Annotated in this window: 17 protein-coding genes; 9 read left to right on the forward strand and 8 right to left on the reverse strand. The window is 32.5% G+C overall.

From position 1 onward, the window contains the following. Positions 1-337 precede the first annotated feature (337 nt). Both ABD816_RS18875 and ABD816_RS18880 read right to left on the reverse strand, forming a co-directional pair. Positions 338-2,626 carry an FdhF/YdeP family oxidoreductase gene (locus tag ABD816_RS18875; protein WP_344930048.1) on the reverse strand — a complete coding sequence of 763 codons (2,289 nt, stop codon included), beginning with the start codon at positions 2,624-2,626 and terminating at the stop codon, positions 338-340. Between the two features lie 172 nt (positions 2,627-2,798). Further along, positions 2,799-4,841 carry a putative porin gene (locus tag ABD816_RS18880; protein ID WP_344930051.1) on the reverse strand — a complete coding sequence of 681 codons (2,043 nt, stop codon included), beginning with the start codon at positions 4,839-4,841 and terminating at the stop codon, positions 2,799-2,801. A gap of 172 nt (positions 4,842-5,013) precedes the next feature. On the opposite strand from ABD816_RS18880, the gene ABD816_RS18885 reads away from it, so the two are divergent. From ABD816_RS18885 to ABD816_RS18915, 7 genes are all read left to right on the forward strand, one after another. Next, the gene (locus ABD816_RS18885; protein ID WP_344930053.1) at positions 5,014-5,616 is read left to right on the forward strand and encodes a ribonuclease HII; all 603 of its coding nucleotides are present in this window, start codon (positions 5,014-5,016) and stop codon (positions 5,614-5,616) included. Positions 5,617-5,714: 98 nt separating this feature from the next. Continuing rightward, the gene (locus tag ABD816_RS18890) at positions 5,715-8,183 is read left to right on the forward strand and encodes a ribonuclease HII (protein ID WP_344930055.1); all 2,469 of its coding nucleotides are present in this window, start codon (positions 5,715-5,717) and stop codon (positions 8,181-8,183) included. Between the two features lie 230 nt (positions 8,184-8,413). Then, positions 8,414-8,653, forward strand: coding sequence for a hypothetical protein (locus ABD816_RS18895; RefSeq protein WP_344930056.1), 240 nt, complete (start codon positions 8,414-8,416; stop codon positions 8,651-8,653). A 28-nt stretch (positions 8,654-8,681) separates the two neighbouring features. Continuing rightward, entirely contained in the window at positions 8,682-8,888 is a 207-nt protein-coding gene (locus tag ABD816_RS18900; RefSeq protein ID WP_344930057.1) for a hypothetical protein, read from the forward strand. Between the two features lie 247 nt (positions 8,889-9,135). Then, entirely contained in the window at positions 9,136-9,621 is a 486-nt protein-coding gene (locus tag ABD816_RS18905; RefSeq protein ID WP_344930058.1) for a T9SS type A sorting domain-containing protein, read from the forward strand. A gap of 28 nt (positions 9,622-9,649) precedes the next feature. Continuing rightward, positions 9,650-10,681, forward strand: a complete 1,032-nt coding sequence (locus ABD816_RS18910) for a hypothetical protein (protein ID WP_344930060.1) — start codon at positions 9,650-9,652, stop codon at positions 10,679-10,681. A gap of 290 nt (positions 10,682-10,971) precedes the next feature. Beyond that, positions 10,972-14,109, forward strand: coding sequence for a reprolysin-like metallopeptidase (locus ABD816_RS18915; protein WP_344930062.1), 3,138 nt, complete (start codon positions 10,972-10,974; stop codon positions 14,107-14,109). A 47-nt stretch (positions 14,110-14,156) separates the two neighbouring features. Here the strand turns inward: ABD816_RS18915 and lipB are convergent, their stop codons facing one another. From lipB to ABD816_RS18945, 6 genes are all read right to left on the reverse strand, one after another. Next, complete coding sequence (gene lipB, locus ABD816_RS18920) at positions 14,157-14,870, reverse strand: lipoyl(octanoyl) transferase LipB (RefSeq protein WP_344930064.1); 714 nt, start codon at positions 14,868-14,870, stop codon at positions 14,157-14,159. A 15-nt stretch (positions 14,871-14,885) separates the two neighbouring features. Continuing rightward, a complete protein-coding gene (locus ABD816_RS18925; RefSeq protein WP_344930065.1) occupies positions 14,886-15,647 on the reverse strand; it encodes a hypothetical protein in 762 nt (253 codons plus the stop codon). Positions 15,648-15,666: 19 nt separating this feature from the next. Further along, complete coding sequence (locus ABD816_RS18930; RefSeq protein ID WP_344930067.1) at positions 15,667-15,825, reverse strand: YqaE/Pmp3 family membrane protein; 159 nt, start codon at positions 15,823-15,825, stop codon at positions 15,667-15,669. A 335-nt stretch (positions 15,826-16,160) separates the two neighbouring features. Continuing rightward, complete coding sequence (locus ABD816_RS18935) at positions 16,161-16,634, reverse strand: hypothetical protein (protein ID WP_344930069.1); 474 nt, start codon at positions 16,632-16,634, stop codon at positions 16,161-16,163. A gap of 57 nt (positions 16,635-16,691) precedes the next feature. Then, the gene (locus tag ABD816_RS18940) at positions 16,692-17,024 is read right to left on the reverse strand and encodes a YtxH domain-containing protein (protein WP_344930070.1); all 333 of its coding nucleotides are present in this window, start codon (positions 17,022-17,024) and stop codon (positions 16,692-16,694) included. A 109-nt stretch (positions 17,025-17,133) separates the two neighbouring features. Then, a complete protein-coding gene (locus ABD816_RS18945) occupies positions 17,134-17,646 on the reverse strand; it encodes a Dps family protein (protein ID WP_344930071.1) in 513 nt (170 codons plus the stop codon). Positions 17,647-18,153: 507 nt separating this feature from the next. On the opposite strand from ABD816_RS18945, the gene ABD816_RS18950 reads away from it, so the two are divergent. Further along, on the forward strand, positions 18,154-19,209 hold the full coding sequence (locus tag ABD816_RS18950) for a response regulator transcription factor (RefSeq protein WP_344930072.1): 1,056 nt from the start codon (positions 18,154-18,156) through the stop codon (positions 19,207-19,209). 116 nt (positions 19,210-19,325) lie between these two features. Continuing rightward, a complete protein-coding gene (locus ABD816_RS18955) occupies positions 19,326-19,778 on the forward strand; it encodes a DUF1573 domain-containing protein (protein ID WP_344930074.1) in 453 nt (150 codons plus the stop codon). The last annotated feature ends 65 nt before the right edge of the window (positions 19,779-19,843 follow it).

Genomic DNA, 19,843 nt, shown 5'->3' on the forward strand with positions numbered 1-19,843 from the left:
CCCTTGGCGGGTGCAAACCTACTAACTATTCACGTATAAACAAGACTTTTTTTAAAGTATTTTTAAAAGAAATGACAACCTCCTGAAAATACAAGATTTACAAACAAAAAAATCAATAATCAATACCAAATTGTAAAAGACATCAGAAGCTAATCATTGAAAAAGATACAGTGAAAATTAAAAAATCCTCTTAGATTTTTCATAAACATTGTTAGAATCACTCTAATAATAAAACATTAGGTTTACTTAACATCCAAGAAAACTCAAATACTAACGATACTCTTACATCCTCGTTTACGTATGTAACACACGCATAAACAGATCATAAACAACAATTTTACACTTTCTCTATAGTAATTACAATCGATTTACTGATTGGTGTGTTGCTTTTATCTGCATAGTGATTATATGGAACCAATACATTGGTTTCTGGAAAATAGGCAGCAACATTGCCCTGAGGTATATTATAAGGGACTACTAAAAACTTTATGGCTTTTCGCTCCTTACCATCATACTTACTTATTAGATTAACAACACTTTTCTTTTCTAAACCAAGTCGCTGCATATCTGATGTATTCATCATTACAATTCTTCTTTCATTATATATACCGCGATATCGATCATCCAATCCATATATTGTAGTATTGAATTGATCATGTGAACGAATTGTCATCAACATAAATTCTCCTGATTTTAATGCATGATCAGGTAGCTCACAACAACTAAATTGTGCTTTTCCTTGTGGGAGTTTACTGAAATCCAAATTCCGAACATTATTAGGTAAATAAAAGCCTCCATCTTTTGACTTATCATTAATATTTTTAAATCCTTTGATCACCTGCTCCATCTTTTCTCTCATCAAATGATAATCTTCACTGAGCAATTTCCAAGAAACTGGGTGTTGATCTTTAAAGTAAGCTTGAGCTATATTACCTATAATTTCAGGTTCGCTTTTTAGGTTATCAGATACTGGTTGCAACATCCCTTTGGATCGATGTACTTTACCCATACTATTTTCTACGGTAAATGATCGCGATTCATCTCCTTTTTGATCCAATTCTGATCTACCTAATGTAGGTAATATTATTGCTGTCTTTCCTGTAATGAGATGTGTTCTATTAAGCTTTGTACTAATCTGCACGGTAAGATTACATGCTTGTAATGCCTCTGCAGTATATGCAGTATCTGATGCCGCCGAAAGAAAATTACCTCCAAGACCCATAAAAACTTTAGCTTTTCCCTCATGCATTGCCTTTATTGAATGCACCGTATCAAGTCCTGCTTTATCCGGAGGTGTAAATCCAAAGGTGTTTTTTATAGCTATATTTAGTTCTTCTGACACAAAATGCATAATCCCCACGGTTCGATCCCCTTGCACATTACTATGCCCTCTTACAGGGCAGGTCCCTGCGCCAGGTTTCCCCAGGCTTCCTTTTAGCAATAAAAGATTCACACACTCTTTTATATTATTAACTCCATTTTTATGTTGAGTAAGCCCCATAGCCCAACAAATAATAATCTTATTTTTTTTAGCTAACACATCAACCACTTCATTTATATACTTTTCATTTACTCCACAGAGAGAGAGTAACTCTTCCTCTGGATAGCTATCCAGATCTTTCAATAAATTCTCATAACCCTGGGTATATCTTTTTATAAAATCGTGATCAAATACATTCTTATTAATTGCATCTAAAGCTTTTAGTTTCTTAATTATTAGTTTTAACAGTGCTATATCTTGATTAATCTTTACCTGAAGATGTATATCTGCAATAGCTGTACCTGATAGTAACACTCCGTTCACTGATTGCGGATTCTTAAAACGGACTAAGCCTGCTTCCTCTAATGGATTGACACTAATTATAGTTCCTCCATTATTTTTGCATTTCTCTAATGCAGATAACATTCTAGGATGATTGGTTCCAGGATTTTGACCTAAAATCATAACTACTTCTGCTTCATAAAAATCTTCCAGTTTAACTGACCCTTTACCAATACCTAAAGTTTCTCCTAAGGCGACTCCACTGGATTCGTGACACATATTAGAACAATCAGGCATATTATTAGTTCCTAGTGCTCTAACAAATAGTCCATACAAAAATGCTGCTTCGTTACTGGATCTTCCGGATGTGTAAAAAATTGCCTCGTCAGGAGATGCTAATGTGTGCAAATTTTCTGCGATGGTATCAAAAGCTTCTTGCCAAGAGATCGATTCGTAATGAACACTACCAGGCTTAAGAATCAGTGGCTCGATTAATCTTCCTTTTTTTCCTATTTCGTAATCTGACCATTTTGAGATTTCTTCTACAGAATGTTTTGCAAAAAAAGCTTTATCTATAGTTTTATTAGTTGCCTCGTCTGCCAGAGCTTTAGCTCCATTCTCACAGTATTCAGCTATTTTTGATCTTTTTTCAGGATCTGGCCAGGCACAACTAGGACAATCAAATCCTTCTTTTTGATTCATCTGAGCAAGACCACTCATCGATTTTACAACTCCCATTTCCTTAAAAGCATGCTGCAATGCTATTTTTACCGCTGGTACACCTGCAGCATAATCAGCTTGTTCTTCTATTCTGATCCCGGTGAATTCTGTAGAACCGGTTATAGAAACATTTCTTTTGTTCATTGGTTTATAAAATAATGAAGGTTAGCTCTAAACTCTTCTAATGGTAATTAGAGACCTGAAAAGTAAAAATTAAAGATACAATGAATATAAATAATCCAAGATATGATTACTAATTTATGCTAAAATTTAAGAAGTTACTAATCTCAATCACTAAGAATATAGTTCTATTAATTTACAGAAAGAAATTCCAAACTAATCCAAAACGAATGACCGCATCACGGGGTGCATATCCTGGTGCAGAGAATTCTGTATTTTGCTGAAAAGCTTCTCCAAAGTTTTCTACCTTAAAATAAATACGAGTTTGTCTTATTTTAGCATTAAAGAAAATATCAAACTGTGGAAATCCGCCAAAGCGCTGTGCATTGTTTTCAAAATAGGTCTGCTCTTCTGCACTTTGGACATAAAATTCTGATAAAACAGGATCATATCCATCAGCAGTATATTGTGAGTAATACTTGAATGTTACTCCCGTTTGTAAGTACAATGCGCTCTTAAACCAATAATCTTTATAGTACAAACTATTTCTAGTAACAATCTCTGGCACATTATACACCTCATCTCCTTCTGATACATTCTGATACATTATGGTGTTATCTAATCCAATAAAACCAAAATCTAAATTCTGAGAGAGTTTTACTTTTAAAAGATTTACATTTTCTCCATACTGTAAAGGGGTTGTAATAGAATCTGAACTTTTTGTAAAATAAGTATGATTTTTTATTGTCGTATAACTTGCATCAATCGCAGCGATATTTTTTGCTTTCAGATGTAACTTAATTTTTTGAGTTTCAATGTTGGTGAAATTATTCTGTGCTTCTTCATTATTAAAATTTTGCCAGTTATAACTAACATAATCACTTTGATGCAGTAAAAAATTATAATTCGGTAGTACAGAGTTACTATGAATACTTATCGATGCTCCATATTTATCATTAAGGTCATATCCTGCTCCTGCATTGAGATAATTACCCTCAATATCTCCAGCTAAGATTGCACTTCCGTCTACAGATAACAGAAATCCTTTATAATTATTAACATAGGAACCACCAGCAGCATACGCATCTCCTTTAATTCTATTGGTTATATTAATTTCATTTCCTTCTTCATCTACTTGCCTGAGAATGGTATTATATCCATAATTATAATTAGAATTACTTGCATGAAGGCTAATAGTACCAATCCAAGGATTCGTATAAGCCACGTACATTTTATTACTAAAATCTTCTAGTGCAACTTTATTCGACAATTCACTATCTTCATAAGATGTTCCAAAAAGATCATTTGCCGTTGTCTGATTGAAAGTAAAAGATTTATCGGTAAGGTCAAGCACATGACCTAATGATAATGATGTATCACTGCTATCTGTTGATTTAATAATTGCATAAGAGTGATCTAAATAAAATCTTTTTCCTAATAACGTACTTTCTGCATCTGTAAAATTAACTTGTATAGATGACCTATCCTCAAAATCATCTCTATTATCAGCTGCCTGTCCTAATCCTAAATATTCTTCGACTCCGGAAGATGCACTAGTTGTGCTTGAAGTAGCAGATAAACCTCCGTATTCTTCATTTAATAAATCTTGCGCTACAAAATGAGTTCGGACTTTGTATCTCTCATTTTTGGTACTATAATTTGCTGTGGATCTAAAATTACCTGTGCTAGCTAATGCATGTTGATACTTTCCCAGAGATCGAACTCCTTTATATGCAATAGAAAGATTAAGTCTAGGGGATGTATTTATCGCAATCAGTGCATCTAATTGTTGCCCTTGCTCAAAAGTAGTTTTAAAATATAACTCTGTAAGTGGTGTGGGAACGTGATAATAAGTAACGTCTTCTGCTTCTATAAAATTAAAATGTCTTGCTCTAGCGCCAAAAAGTGGCAACATATGATCCGCTTCTTCAGTTTTCACTAAACTATTATAAGCTTGTCCCACATTGTTTAATGGCATCAATCCAAAATCATCTTTACGCAAATAATTAAAATTGTAATCCTTCTGGATAGTAAGGGTAGTATCCACAAAAGTGGTGTCATTCTCAAAAGTTATAATTTTATAATCAGAAATTGGTGGTTTCTCTTGTTCTTCTTCTTTCTTAGCTGCATCTCTTCTTTCTCCTAAACCTTTTCTTTCTCTAGCTGTCTGTTTTTCACTAGTGCTACCCTCTATTTCTTCCTCTTCATTCCCTTCCTGTGCAAAGCTTATGGCCCCCATGAGAAGTATAATTATAAATACTATGTTTTTTTTCATTGCTATGTTAAACTGTGACAAAAATATGCTTTTTTAATGAAAGTTAACCTCCTGATCGAATCGTTTGATTTTAACCTTTTTGACTAATATTTATAAATAGTTTTCTGATTTTCTATTGATACAGTATCTTCGTAATATGCTTACACTAAAATTAAATGCTGATCTTTTAGAATGCGGCACTGACGAGGCTGGTCGTGGGTGCCTGGCAGGTCCAGTTACTGCAGCTGCTATAATTTTACCCGATAATTTTAAAAATGAACTCCTTAACGATTCTAAACAGCTTAGTGAATCAAAACGTGCATTACTGCGTCCTTTATTAGAAGACTGTGCTCTCTCCTATGGTGTGACACATATTTTTATGGAAGATATCGATAAAATTAATATTTTAAATGCTTCTATCCTGGCAATGCAACGGTCTATCGAGCAATTAAAACCTCAACCGGAACATATTGTTGTGGATGGAAATCGATTTAAACCCTATAAAAACACTCCATATACCTGTGTTATTAAAGGTGATGGAAAATTTATGAATATTGCCGCAGCATCTGTATTAGCAAAAACATACAGGGATACATTTATGGAAAAGATTCATGAAGAGTTCCCAATGTATAACTGGAAAAAAAATAAAGGATATCCTACAAAGGAGCATCGAGAAGCTATCCGGAAATATGGAATTACGAAGTACCACAGAAAGAGCTTTAGGTTGTTACCCGAACAGCTCACATTAGAACTGGAATAAATAGATCTTACAGATCTTTTTAACGAACTATAAAAAGTAAAAATGAGTTATGTATCTTTGAAACCTTAATGGGATTTAATAAAAAGTAAAACATACACATGAAAAAAATAGTTGTACTTGTATTATTAACAATTGTTTTAGCTTGTAATACCTCAATACAGAAATCATATACGCTTATAGACTATATCCCAAAAGACGCTCAAATTGTTTTAAAAATTAATGATTTAGAACAAACTAAGAATCTTTTACGGGATAATGATCTTATAAAAAATAACAGTAATACTAATTTCTTTCAGTATTTTAAAACACTTCCTGTTCTTGACCATATTAATCAATCTAAGGGGCTTTTGTGTTTCTCTCCAATAGGAAAAAATGATTTTGAATACACTTATATTTCAAAATTTGATGCTTCGGTTATTCAAAAAGATTCTTTAGGCATAAAAACTATTGAAGCGATCTCATACGCTAATAAAACTATTCATAAAATTAAAACTGGCGAAGCGGTTTTTTTTGCCACACAGCAAGATAGTATTCTCATCGCCTCTTCATCAAAATTACTTATTGAAAATGCGATACGCCATCAAGAAAACAAAGTTTCGGTTAGTCAAGATCTTATAAAAGCATATGAGGTTACTGATACAGAAAAACCCCTTTCTATTTTGGTGCACGGAAAGAGACTTAAAAACATTCATGATTCTTTATTACCTAATAGAGATCTTTCTGGTCTAACAAATTTTAGCGGTTGGATCTCTGCAGATGCTTCCATAGAACAAAATGCATTATATATTGATGGAATTGCCATAGAAAAAGATTCTTTATCTTCTACAATAGGTATCTTTGACAATACGATACCTCAGGAAAATCATATCGCAAAAATTACTCCTGTAACCGCACTTGGTTTTATTTCCTATACATATGATGATTTTAACTTATTAAAAAGAAATCTGGCATTTGCCCAGGATCGCAAACTTGATAATGTCTCTGATGATCTGGATGAAATTTTATCAGGAGTTTCTGAAATAGGCATGATTTTCATGGACACTGATGACATCCTTACCCTAACATCTTTGGAACCAGAAAACACAGCTGATCTTCTGGCAGGATCTTCTTCTGGTACTTATAGAGGTATTACCATTTACAATTTTAATTCTTCTACATCCTTTTCTGATATCGTATCACCATTGCTCCCTGATTTTGAGGCTAACTTTTATATTTTGTTTGAGAATCATGTACTTTTTGCTTCTTCTAAAAATGGATTACAAACGGTTATAGCTAATATTCTTAACAAGACTGTTTTACAACAGCAGGAATATTATATCAATGCTGTAGAAAAATTATCGGATGAATCCTCTATACTTATGGTAAGTACCGTGAATCACCTCAAAGACTATATCAGCAGTGGAGTTACAGAAGAACAAAAGAAACAATGGAAGGATCTGAACAGCAATAAGTATAAAATCGGCGCATTACAATTTATTAAAGAAAATAATTTTGCTCATGTTCATGGTGTTCTTCAGAAAAATGTTGCAAAAGGATCTGCTACGTCTGTTATACAAGCAACATCTACTACCTTAGAAAATAAAATTCTCACAAGACCAATTCTAGTAAAAAATCACCGAACTAAAGGAATGGATATTGCCGTACAGGACATTGACAATCAACTATATTTAATTTCTGACAAGGGAGCTATTTTTTGGAAAAAGCAAATAGATGGAGCTATTATGGGTGATGTCCAGCAAATAGATATTTACAAAAACGGGAGATATCAGCTACTTTTTAACACAGAAACTACAGTATATCTTGTGGATAGAGATGGCAACGATGTAACCTCATATCCAAAAAAACTAGAGAAATCAATTACACAACCACTTTCCTTATTTGATTATGATAAGAGCAAAAGATATCGCATTCTTGTAACCCAAGGAACTGACATCACTATGTTTGACGCAGAAGGCAAGGTCGTATCTGGTTTTGGTTTTAATACTACAGAAACCAGTGTAACACTACCTCCTAAGCATATCCGCATAGGTAGTAAAGATTATATTCTCATTCCGGAAGAAAACGGAACTCTACATATTCTGGATAGATTAGGAAGACCTCGGGTTCAGCTAAAGGAAAAAGTTAGTTTTTCTAAAAATCATTGGTATCAGTATCAAAATAAATTTACGTCTTTACAAAAAGATGGAAAATTATTACAAATAGCATCAGATGGATCTATATCACTAGAAGATCAAGAATTAACAGAAAATAGTTCTTTAACCTCCACAAACAAAACGTTAGTTACCTTATCTGAAAACAAATTAACTATTAAAGGAAAAACTATAGAATTAGATTTTGGAGTGTATACAACTCCGCAATTATTTTATATTAATGATAAAATATACATTGCTATTACTGATATTCAATCTAAAAAAGTATATCTCTATGATAGTAATGCTGAGTTATTTCCTAATTTCCCTGTTTATGGCAATTCTTCTATTAGTTTAGGAAATATGGATAAAGACCCTAATCTTGAATTTGCCGTACAAGGCGAAGAAAATAGCATCCTAACCTATCAAATTAATTAAACCATATATATCTTTGTAAAAATCATTATCAAATCCCATTAATTTTAGTGCCTGTACTCTGTTATAAGTGTAATTGCAAAAGCAATTTTATAATACACTATAAAATTACCTCAGGATACACTACGGAAAACCGCAAAAATAATTGGATTTTTTTCACAATATTACTCAAGTTAAATTGATATATAATCTTTAAATCCCAAATGAGATTATAGATTTAAAGTAATAAGTTAATGAAGAAAATGAACGATGATATATATTATAAATTTGCAAGCGATATATTAGAAGCTTTACATCTGAAATCCAAGACATTCTATGATGATGTTAAAAACCAAAAATCCTACGAGGTTCAGATTTTCAAATGGATCAATGAACTATATCAACAAGAAAAAAACAGTAAAGAGGCTATTCAGGATATTCATCGCAAACGACTGACTGCATTAGCCTGTATTGATATTTCTCCAAAACTATAAGTTCATCAATCTATCAAAGCACATTACTATGATCAAATATTACAGAGAATTAAATGATGAAGAAAAAAGAATAGCTATAGAACGCCTGGCAGTAAGAATAAAAACTTCGAAAGAAATTATGCTCTCTGTATTACTTAAAATGAACCCTTTATTAGCGATAAAAGGCGGCAAAGTGGTCATTTATCGAAATACCTTTACCAGACTAAATAATAAGATAAGAGAATATGTCACATAGTATATATTAAATCTACTTACGCTACATTATTAGAGCTTTTTTCACAAACCTCTTAATGGGATACAAAAAAATTAACAATTTTTGTATAAGAGAGGACTAACCCTTTACTAATTCTCCTTTCAAAATTGAAATACCTAACAAAAATCTCAAAATTATTTTTTAAGTTTTTGACTTAAAATGTTTACTTCTTTATAAATTCTTCACTAAGTAGTATAGAACGTATTAAAACTTAACTCTATACTACATTATGAAAACAACCCTTATACTTTTATGCCTATTTTTTGGGGTTCAGGCACAAGCACAATCAGACGATCCCAACGTAATATCCAACTCTGGAGGAGCAGATGTAAACGCATCATATCAAATCTCTTTTACCATAGGAGAAATTTTCACAGGAACAATTTCGAATACAAACGATATAGAACAAGGATTTTGGGCAGGAATATCAACTGATAATATCTTGTCTACAGATGATTTTAATCCAGAAGACAACACGATACTTTTTTATCCTAATCCAGTAACAAATTTCTTGAATGTTCATATAAAGAACACAAATGAATATAACATGATGCTTACTAATATTCATGGACAACTGGTAATGCAAAAAACGATAACCGTTGCTCCACAAGGGAATAATATAGATGTTCGTGCTTTACCAAAGGGTATGTACATACTCACCTTACAAATTACCAAAAGCAAGCAAAACAAATCCTTTAAAATCATTAAAAACTAGTTTCTCATTATCTAAAAAATCATATCTCATGAAAAATATACATACTCTTTTTAGCATTCTTTGTATTGTATTAATAACTACTAATTCTTTTGCACAGGCACTACAAAAAAACTTTATTAATTATCAGGGAATTGCAAGGACAGCGGATGGAACCCTTATGTCTGATCAATCCATAAATATGCAAATAGCGATTAAATTTGGTGCTCCAGATAATACAGCCAGTTATGTAGAAAATCATACTATAACCACAAGTATAAATGGAGTTTTTAATTTACAAATAGGTAATGGGACTTCTATTACAGGTGATTTTGACACACTACCTTGGGGTGGAACCGCTTCATATGTATCAGTATCGATGAATGGTTCTGAAATTGGAACTAATGAGTTGATGGCAGTGCCTTATGCAATTTCATCTGGCGATACCAAATGGTTTTCTAACGGAAATGATATTGAAAATATGAATAGCGGTAATGTAGGTATTGACAGATCTCCAACCTCTAAACTAGATGTAAACGGAGATTTGAAACTACAAACCGGAACTGCTGTAAATGAAATCTCTATAGATGGTACATTAGGAGGCAACAGTAACAATGCAGTACCTACAGAAAGAGCCGTAAAAACCTATATTGATAATGCTACAGCCACAACCACACCAGTTGTTTTTAAAGTTCGTGGTAGTGGTTTTGCCGTGAAGGATCTCGATGGAGGCACCTCTATAGAAACAGATATCTGGGACATCAGAACCTATGATACCCGTAATGCTTTTAACACAACTTCCAAACGGTTTGTGGTACCAGAAAGTGGATATTACTACTTACATGCGGTTGTACGTCAGTCTAATACTGTAACTACAGCATTTTTTAGAATTCATTTTAATGTAGACACAGGAATCAATCATAACCAAATCATTGATGGTGATGACGTGAAAATAAATGTTAGCGGTATTTACTTTCTTAATGCAGGTCAGGAAGTATTTGTCAACCTCCGTAATTACTCGACAGGAAATGATGTTCGAATTGATGGAACAGGTAGCTGGTTCGAGGGATATAAAATTAATTAGCCATATCCTTAACAAGGATATAAAGCACCAAATTTTATAAAATTTGGTGCTTTACTATTTCTATCTGATTATGAATCCTATTTATTTCGTGTAAATTTTATTCATTATCTTACACTTTTTAGCAATAAAATTCCAAAAAAGAAAAGAAGATCTAGGATTTCTTCTCTTCAACAAATATAAAAAGCTTGTAATCAGTTTGATTAGTTGAATATTTTATCCTATTATACCTTAAAATCATACTATACCCCAATTTATAAGACGCGATAATAGCGTACAAACTCAATTAACAAATGAAGATACCTTACCTAAAAGTAACTTTACTAATCATCCTCGTTGTAAATAGTTTATCCATCAATGCTCAAATATGGACCTCTACAACCGCTTCAAAAACTCAAAATAAGGCTAAAAAAGTAAGGACGACCATGCCTACTAACTATCAGCTATTTAACCTCAACAAGGATCTGCTTATATCTATTTTAAAAAAAAGCGCTCCAAGAGATTCTCAAAAAAAAACAACTACTATTATAGATTTACCTGTAGAAGGCGGAATGCTACAAAAATTTAGTGTACAAGAAGCATCTACCTTAGACAAAGATTTGGCAAAGAGATTTGTGGATATTAAATCTTATGTCGCCCACGGAATTGATGACCCTACATCCGTCGCTAGATTTAGCATTTCTCAAATTGGTTTACACGCTATGATTTCATCAGGCAATCATGCTACTATATTTATTGATCCATATACTAAGGATAAAAAAGAATATATCTGTTATGCCAAAAAAGATGTCCCTTCTGATCCCAATTCTTTTGAGTGTCTAGTGGAAGAACAGGTTAAAAAAGAAATACCTCAAAATCCTTCTCGAAATTTCAGAAATGCCAATGATGGTAAGTTAAGAACTTTTAGACTTGCTTTAGTCTGTACCGGAGAATATGCTCAGTTTCATCTCGAAAATCAAAGTATTGCGCCAGATGCATCTGATGAAATTAAGAAAGCTACTGTTCTGGCGGCTATGAATACAACGATGACCAGAGTAAATGGAGTTTTCGAAAGAGATTTAGCCCTTACTATGGTTATTATAAATCAAACTACAGAAATGATCTTTTTTGATCCAGCTACTGATGGATTGACTAATAATGATGCTACTAATTTAATCAATGAAAGCCAAACGACTTGTGATAATATTGCTGGTTTTAACAATTATGATATCGGTCATACTTTTAGCACCGGAGGTGGAGGTCTAGCGTCTCTAAGATCTCCCTGTACTACTTCTAAAGCCAGAGGAATTACCGGAAGTTCTCGCCCTATAGGAGATTCTTATGACATTGATTACGTTGCCCATGAAATAGGACATCAATATGGTGGTAATCATACACAAAACAATAGGTGTAATCAATCCAATGCCTCCGTAGAACCTGGTAGTGCTTCTACTATTATGGGATATGCAGGTATTTGTACTCCCAATGTTCAAAATAATAGTGATGCTTATTTTCATGCCATTAGTATTGAAGAGATGTGGAACAATATTTCTGGAGGAAGGAGTACCTGTGGAGAAGAAAGCAATACCAATAACACTGCCCCTACTGCAAATGCAGGAGCTAATTTTACTATTCCCGCTTCTACTCCATTTATATTAAAAGGTACCGGAACAGATAGTAACTCTGATAATATACTAACATATTGTTGGGAACAAATGGATAATGAATCAGCGGATATGCCACCTTCAGCTAACTCTACTGTTGGACCCACTTTTAGATCAATCAGTCCTACAGCTTCTCCTGACAGGTACATGCCTGCCCTACCTACAGTAATAGCAGGCGCAACCTCTTCTACCTGGGAGGTAGTTCCATCTGTAAGCAGAACTATGAATTTTAGATTAACCGTAAGAGACAACTCACCGGGAGGCGCAAGTACCGCTAGCGACGATACAGAAATTACTGTATCGGAAAATGCAGGACCATTTATAGTTATGGTGCCTAATACCAATATAAATTGGGCAGCTGGATCTACACAGTCTATTACCTGGGATGTTGCCGGAACGACAGCTAATGGTATCGATGTAGAAAACGTAGATATTTTATTATCCACAGATGGAGGTAATACTTATCCAACAACTATCGCATCTGCAGTAGCTAATGATGGCTCTCAAAATATTACCGTACCTAACTTAGTAGGAACACAAAACAGAATTATGGTGAGAGGCACAAATCATATTTTTTATGATATTTCTAATACGAACTTTATAATTACTTCTGGTAGCGGTGATGATACAGAACTACCCACTGCTCCTACAACACTAACCGCTTCTAATATAACAGAAACAACTGTTGATCTTAGTTGGAATGCAGCTACGGATAATGTAGGCGTAACTGCATACGACATATATCAAGGAAGTATCGTTATAGAAACAATAGTAGCCAATACTTCATTTCAGATAACTGATCTATCTCCAGATACCACATATAATTTTAGTGTAACCGCAAAGGATGATGCAGGTAATGAATCAGATGCAAGTAATATAGTAATGATTAATACACTCCCAGAAATTTCTCCAGATACAGAAATGCCTGCGGCTCCAACTATGCTAACAGCTTCTAATATAACTCAAACTACCGTTGATCTTAGCTGGAATGCAGCGACGGATAATGTTAGCGTAACAGCATATGACATATATCAAGGAGGTATCGTTATAGAAACGATAGTAGCTAATACTTCATTTCCAGTAATTGATCTATCTCCGGATTCTACATATAATTTTAGAGTAACCGCAAAGGATGCTGCGGGCAATGAATCAGATGCAAGTAATATAGTGACAATTACTACATTCCCGGAGATTTCTTCCGTTACTTGTACAGAAGTAGATTTGCTCATTAATTTAGATAACTATCCAGAAGAAACAAGCTGGAGCCTTGAGAACAATGGTGATATTGTTGCAACTGGAGGCACTTACGAACTAGAGGGTGATAGCACCTCTATTACAGTGACCGAATGTCTGTTTCCAGGCACGTATACCTTTACACTGAATGATAGTTTTGGTGATGGCATATGTTGTGGATATGGAAACGGCACCTATACACTAACATCTCTGGAAACTATCTTAGCCTCTGGCGGTACTTTTGGAAATTATGAGTCCACCACGTTTACGATTACTGATCCTGTAAAAGTGCCTGTTATTGATAATAGTACCACTACGGATCAGAGCAAAATACTGGTATTCCCTAACCCTTTACAATCTGCTGATATACTAAATGTGGTAGCATTTAAAGAAAATACTGTTTACGCTATCTTCGATATGTTGGGAAGGATTGTTATGACTGGGAAATTAACTAATAAATCTATTAATACCAGTGGATTATTATCAGGCTCTTATATCCTGAAATTAGAAATTAGTAGCAAAGATAAGGCTCGAAGTATTCAATTTATAAAATAGTAATACCAGATGTTATTAATAGAATAAGGTATAGTGTGAGGAAAGTCTTATGATTTTAATTCGTGCTTACATTCAGCCTCGAATAAAGTGGTAAAATGTTTTAATAATTTTTCTTTCACCTGATTTACATCAACTTTCTCCACTCCTAGCTCTACCTGTAGAGATGTAACTGCTTTATCATTGATCCCACACGGAATAATATGGTCAAAATATCCTAAATCGGCATTTACATTAAAAGCAAAACCATGCATGGTCACCCATCGACTGGCACGAACACCTAACGCACAAATCTTTCTAGCAAAAGGAGTTCCTGCATCTAACCAGACTCCCGTTTCTCCATCACTTCGTACTCCTTTGATATTATATTCTGCTAGGGTTAGAATAACCATTTCTTCTAGCAATCGTAAATATTTATGAATATCAGTAAAAAAGTTATCAAGATCAAGAATAGGATACCCTACAATCTGTCCCGGTCCATGATATGTAATGTCTCCACCTCTATTAATTTTATAAAAAGTAGCTTCCTTTTCTTGTAGTTGTTTTTCGCTCAAAAGAAGATTACTAATATCTCCGCTTTTCCCTAAGGTGTACACATGAGGGTGCTCTACAAAAAGAAAATAATTTGGTGTTGGGTGTAGCGTTTCTTCTCTTCTGTTTTTAATCTTAAGGTCCAGTATCATTTTAAACAATTCTTCCTGATACTCCCAGGTTTCTTTAAAATCTTTGAGCCCTAATTCTTGTATGTTTATCTCCTTATTCATGATAATCTAAGTACACTATTCTTCCAATTCTACCTCAACATCCAATAATTTTGGATTATTCATAAATTGCATAAAACCTACTTCCAGGGTAAAACTTTTTCCATCAAGACTAAACATCGCTTTATCTGAGGATATTTTCTTTATTTTTCTTGGGAAATTATATTTAAGTTTATATTTAGAGCTCGCTAAAAACATTTCCATAGAAGCCATACTATCCACGTTTTGCTTTAGTTTTTCTTCATCAAGAATTTCTGTTATTCTAGAAAATTTATTGTTTTTAAAAGAATACACAACTTTTGTAGGCTCCTCGTCAGCCGTATCGGAGAGAGGACTTACCATACCCGCTGCTGAAGCATCTTTTTTTGGATGTACCGCACCAGAAGCTGTTTTAAAATTATTCAATAAATCACTCAGTTCATTCACATTCTGAAAATCCTGATACAAATCAAATTTCATCTCCTTTGTTTCAGGGTTCATTACCATATGCATTTCAAAGTTTTCTAACTTCTTTAATTTTTCCTGTTGTTCTATTGGTAATGATAAGATACTATCCTTATTTTCTTCAAGAAACTCTTTAAAAACGACTAGTGTATCTATAATTTCTTCTCTTCCTTCGGTTATTTTATCTCCGCCCATTTGCATTAGCTCAGACCCATCAAAATTGAATGTTATTTTTCCGGTTCCATCTTCATTTAAATTTAATTCTTCAGAAAATTGACAGCCTATCAGTAGCGTTATCACTAAAAATGTCTGTATATACAAGTAAGCTTTTTTCATAGGTACCAGTAACTTATAATTATTTATTAGGATTATTTAGAATGATCAATGCCGCTATGACTCCAGGAATCCATCCACACGCAGTCAATAAAAGCACAATAATAACAGAACCACAGCCTTTATCTAAAACAGCAAGTGGTGGAAAAAAAATGGATAATAAAACTCTCCAGATACTCATATTACTTGATTACAAAGTTATAATTAAATACTACCTGATTAGACTACCTAATTACTTTTTTGTTACATAATTAAAAATAATTTTAATCATATATACCTCGGCTTATCTCTTCTCTGATTTTATTTAATCATTTTTTGAATTCTAAAATCGCTCCATTAGATGAATATTTTTACAAACATACAATCTATTTACGAGTACTCTAATACTAGTATTAGGATTTTACACAAAAAGATCTCTAAACAAAACAGAAACTCTCATAACAATTTTATTTAAATATGAAAACCAGTAAAATCCTCGGTTTTTACTGGTTTTCTATACAGTGTGAGATTAAAGAATTATTTAGATTCTTTGATCTTTTCTATTTTAAAAAAGTTATTATCTAACTTTTCCACCTGATACTCCTTTTTCATGAAGTCATAATTTAATTCTTTACCCTTTACTGTAATGACAAATCCATTTTTTGTGGGCACAATTTTAAAATCTGCATCATCATCAACAGCATATGATAATTCAATCAAGTTATCATAGTAATGGTCTGCATCATCATCAATTCTGATAATTTTGGTTATCATTTCGGGAGTATTTATCCTCTCTTGATTTAACGCATTTTGATCTTCTTTTTTTAATAAAACTTCACTAGTTTCTTTATTCTTAATATGTACTTTATATGGAATGGTAGATGCTCCCTTTTCTACTTCATACTGTTTAGTGATTGTTTCTTGTATGATCTGCTTGTTATCATGTTGAGCTTTTACCAAAGTGGTTGTTAAGAATAATAGAGTAACCGTAAATAATTTTAAATTTTTCATTTTTATTTATAAATTTTTAATTAATAGTTTATACTTTTTCTGAGAAAAAATAAAACCTTAATTAGCATTTATAATTTCATTTTCCTTTCTCAGATTGGCTAATTTTTTCTCTAATGATTTAATTACATCATCAGCTTTTGTATTCATATCACTTACCATGGTATCAAGATTTGATTCGAATTGCGCTCTTTGAGAATTAAATTTTAAAGCTATCTCGTCTGACACAGAATTTGCTTTTTGCATTAAATCCTCTTTTGTATCTAGAGCCTTAGTCTTAATTTTTTTTCTTGTTTTCGTTCCTTTATCTGGTGCAAATAAAACGCCGATTAAAGCTCCGGTTAACGTTCCTGCTAAAGTTCCTATAATGGCTGTACTTGTGCTATTTTTCATTTTTCTAATTTTAAATTAAATTTATTAATAACTTTTATTAATAAAAGCATCGGATTTTTAAACAACCCAAATGCCTGTTTATATTCTATTACATAATTTGGATTCCGTATTATGCAACTTCTTGTTCTAACATACTTTTGTTGAGTTGATCACTTGTCTTTTTAGACCAAGCGTTTAACATCCAACTTGTTTTTTCTAGTTCTCTTACATATGCTCCAATCAGATCAATAGTTCCTTCATCCTTGGCGTTATCCGCATTTTCAATAACTATTCGCATCTGAGTCAATATTTGTCTATGATCGCTTAATAATTCTTCTACCATTTCCTCATCTTTTAATAAAGGACTGGTCTCATTAATTGAAGAAACTTTTATATAATCACTATATGAACTCATAGGATGAAATTGTAAGGTGAGGATTCGTTCAGCAATTTCATCAATTTTTACTCTTGCATCCGTATACATTTCTTCAAATTGAACGTGTAAGTCAAAAAAATTCTTGCCTAAAATATTCCAGTGAAAATTTCTGAGTTTTTGATAATACATATTATAATCTGCTAATAATGTATTCAATTCAGTTACAACCGGTATCAATTTTTTTTCACTTAAACCTAAATAATTCATTTTTCTATATTGTTTTTTAAAATTAATAATTCTTTGATGTCGTATTTATCCTAAGAGTTTTTCATTCAATTCTAGGATAGAAAGCTCTGATATCAATTGCTTTCAATAAATCAACACTTTCAATATATAGGCTATCTTAATTTTGTCAAGCGGTTTAACGTTGTTTAACCCATATTAGCAAATATTAACGTAATACCTCCTTAAAATATCCCATATTTGTTAAATTAATTAACTATTAAGTCAATATTCAAAATTAAAAAAATGAGTAAAATTGATCAAAAACTATAAAAATAATCTATTTTTAATCAAAAATTACTTGTTTTTAGCCAATAATGAGTTTTTTTTACAAAATCTAAATGCGTCATAACAAAGTCTTTATTTCTTAAATTTATTAACACGGAAGTGTATTTGTATTTAAAAAAGAACAGTTACAGACGAGATCCTCTTTCTTAAAAAACAACTTTATATTTTATAATAAATCTTTATATTTCGATCTTAATTCTCAGAATGAAACATCTTTATTTATTTGTTGCAATAGCTTTTATTATTACACCTCAAATTAGCAGAGCCCAGTATGAATTTTCTGGACATATTGATAAAAATATTTGGCGTGGTGATATATATCTATCGTTAATTGAAGACTATAGAAAAGTATCAGGAATTCATACAGAGCAGATTATTCAAAAAGCCACTCCTGATTCTACGGGCTATTTTAGATTTTCTGGAGACAACTTACCACTTGATAATAGAATTTATAAAATTCAGGTAGAGAATTGTTTTACAAATAATGAACCCTCCCTTCATTTTAAAGGGCATTGTACTCAGGGTAAAGAAATATTATTTATTGCTAATAATAAGGATACACTTTCTACACCGCTTTCTTCTGATCAAGAAATGTTTTGTCGTATGTATTCTACTAATGAAAAGAGTATTGGCTTTATTAAAATTGACTCTATTATCAATGAGATGCAATTCGCTTTTAGTACTTATCGCAGTGAGACAAATAGAAAAATCAATTCTAAGCGATGGTGCACAGCACTACAAGAATATGGAGTATCCATAAAAGAACCATTAATAGAACTGTATATCTATTCACTGTTATCAGATAAAACCAATGAGTTGCATTCATATTATTTAGAAGATTTAAAGACAAATACATATTATGATCAGTTATTTAACCGCCTTCTACAAAAATATCCTGACAGCCCCTATATCAAACAATATGAGCCAGAACTAGCTGCTGATAAATTCCTTATTAATAGCTCAGCAATACAGTCATCTAACCGTTGGTGGATATATGTAATACTTATTTTATTAACAGGTTCTGTGCTTCTCAACATTTTTCAGTTATTCCAAGCAAAAAAAACACATAATCATTCAGTAACAATTGATAAAAATCTAACGGAGCAAGAACAGAAAATCTTAAATCTTATTCTAGAAGATAAAACAAATAAAGAAATTGCTGCAACTATGTTTATAAGCCTTAGCACGGTAAAAACACATATTAACAATCTCTACAAAAAGCTAAATGTTCGATCTAGAGAAGAAGTTAAATCACTGTAAAACATTGTTTTAAAAAATATCCACCCTGGTTCTAGTCCTTATTTCAACCTATCCACTAACATTTTTTACTCTATTTTAATTCATTTTTGGATCATTATTAATTTAAAATCTAAATAATGAAAAAAGAATTTTTAATTGCCATGAGTATCCTTGTATCCATCATGGCATCGTGTAACAATAGTACTAAAGGACAAACCTCTTCTGCCAGTCTAGAAACAGCCACTGCTTCTTTAGACAACAATGTTCTTGTACCTATTATGACATTTACTGAGACTGAACATGATTTTGGAACTATTAATGAAGGGGATTTAGTAAGCCATGAATTTTTTTTTACGAATACCGGTAAAGCTCCTTTAGTAATTATCAATGCTAAAGGAAGTTGTGGGTGTACCGTTTCTCAGTGGCCTAAAAAACCTATTGCTCCCGGAGCAAAAGCATCAATGTTAGTATCGTTTAACTCTAAAGGAAAACCTAACTTACAAACTAAAAAAATTACCATTACTGCAAACACTTCAACAGGCAAGGAAACTTTAAAAATAAGAGCCATGGTAACGGCTAAAACCAAGTAGAAAAGTCCTTGTTTTTTGCTAAAAGTTATTTGTAGTTCGATTAAGGCAAATAACTTTTAGCAATT

This window comes from Aquimarina addita, from assembly GCF_039539305.1.
In the GTDB taxonomy this organism is placed as follows: domain Bacteria; phylum Bacteroidota; class Bacteroidia; order Flavobacteriales; family Flavobacteriaceae; genus Aquimarina; species Aquimarina addita.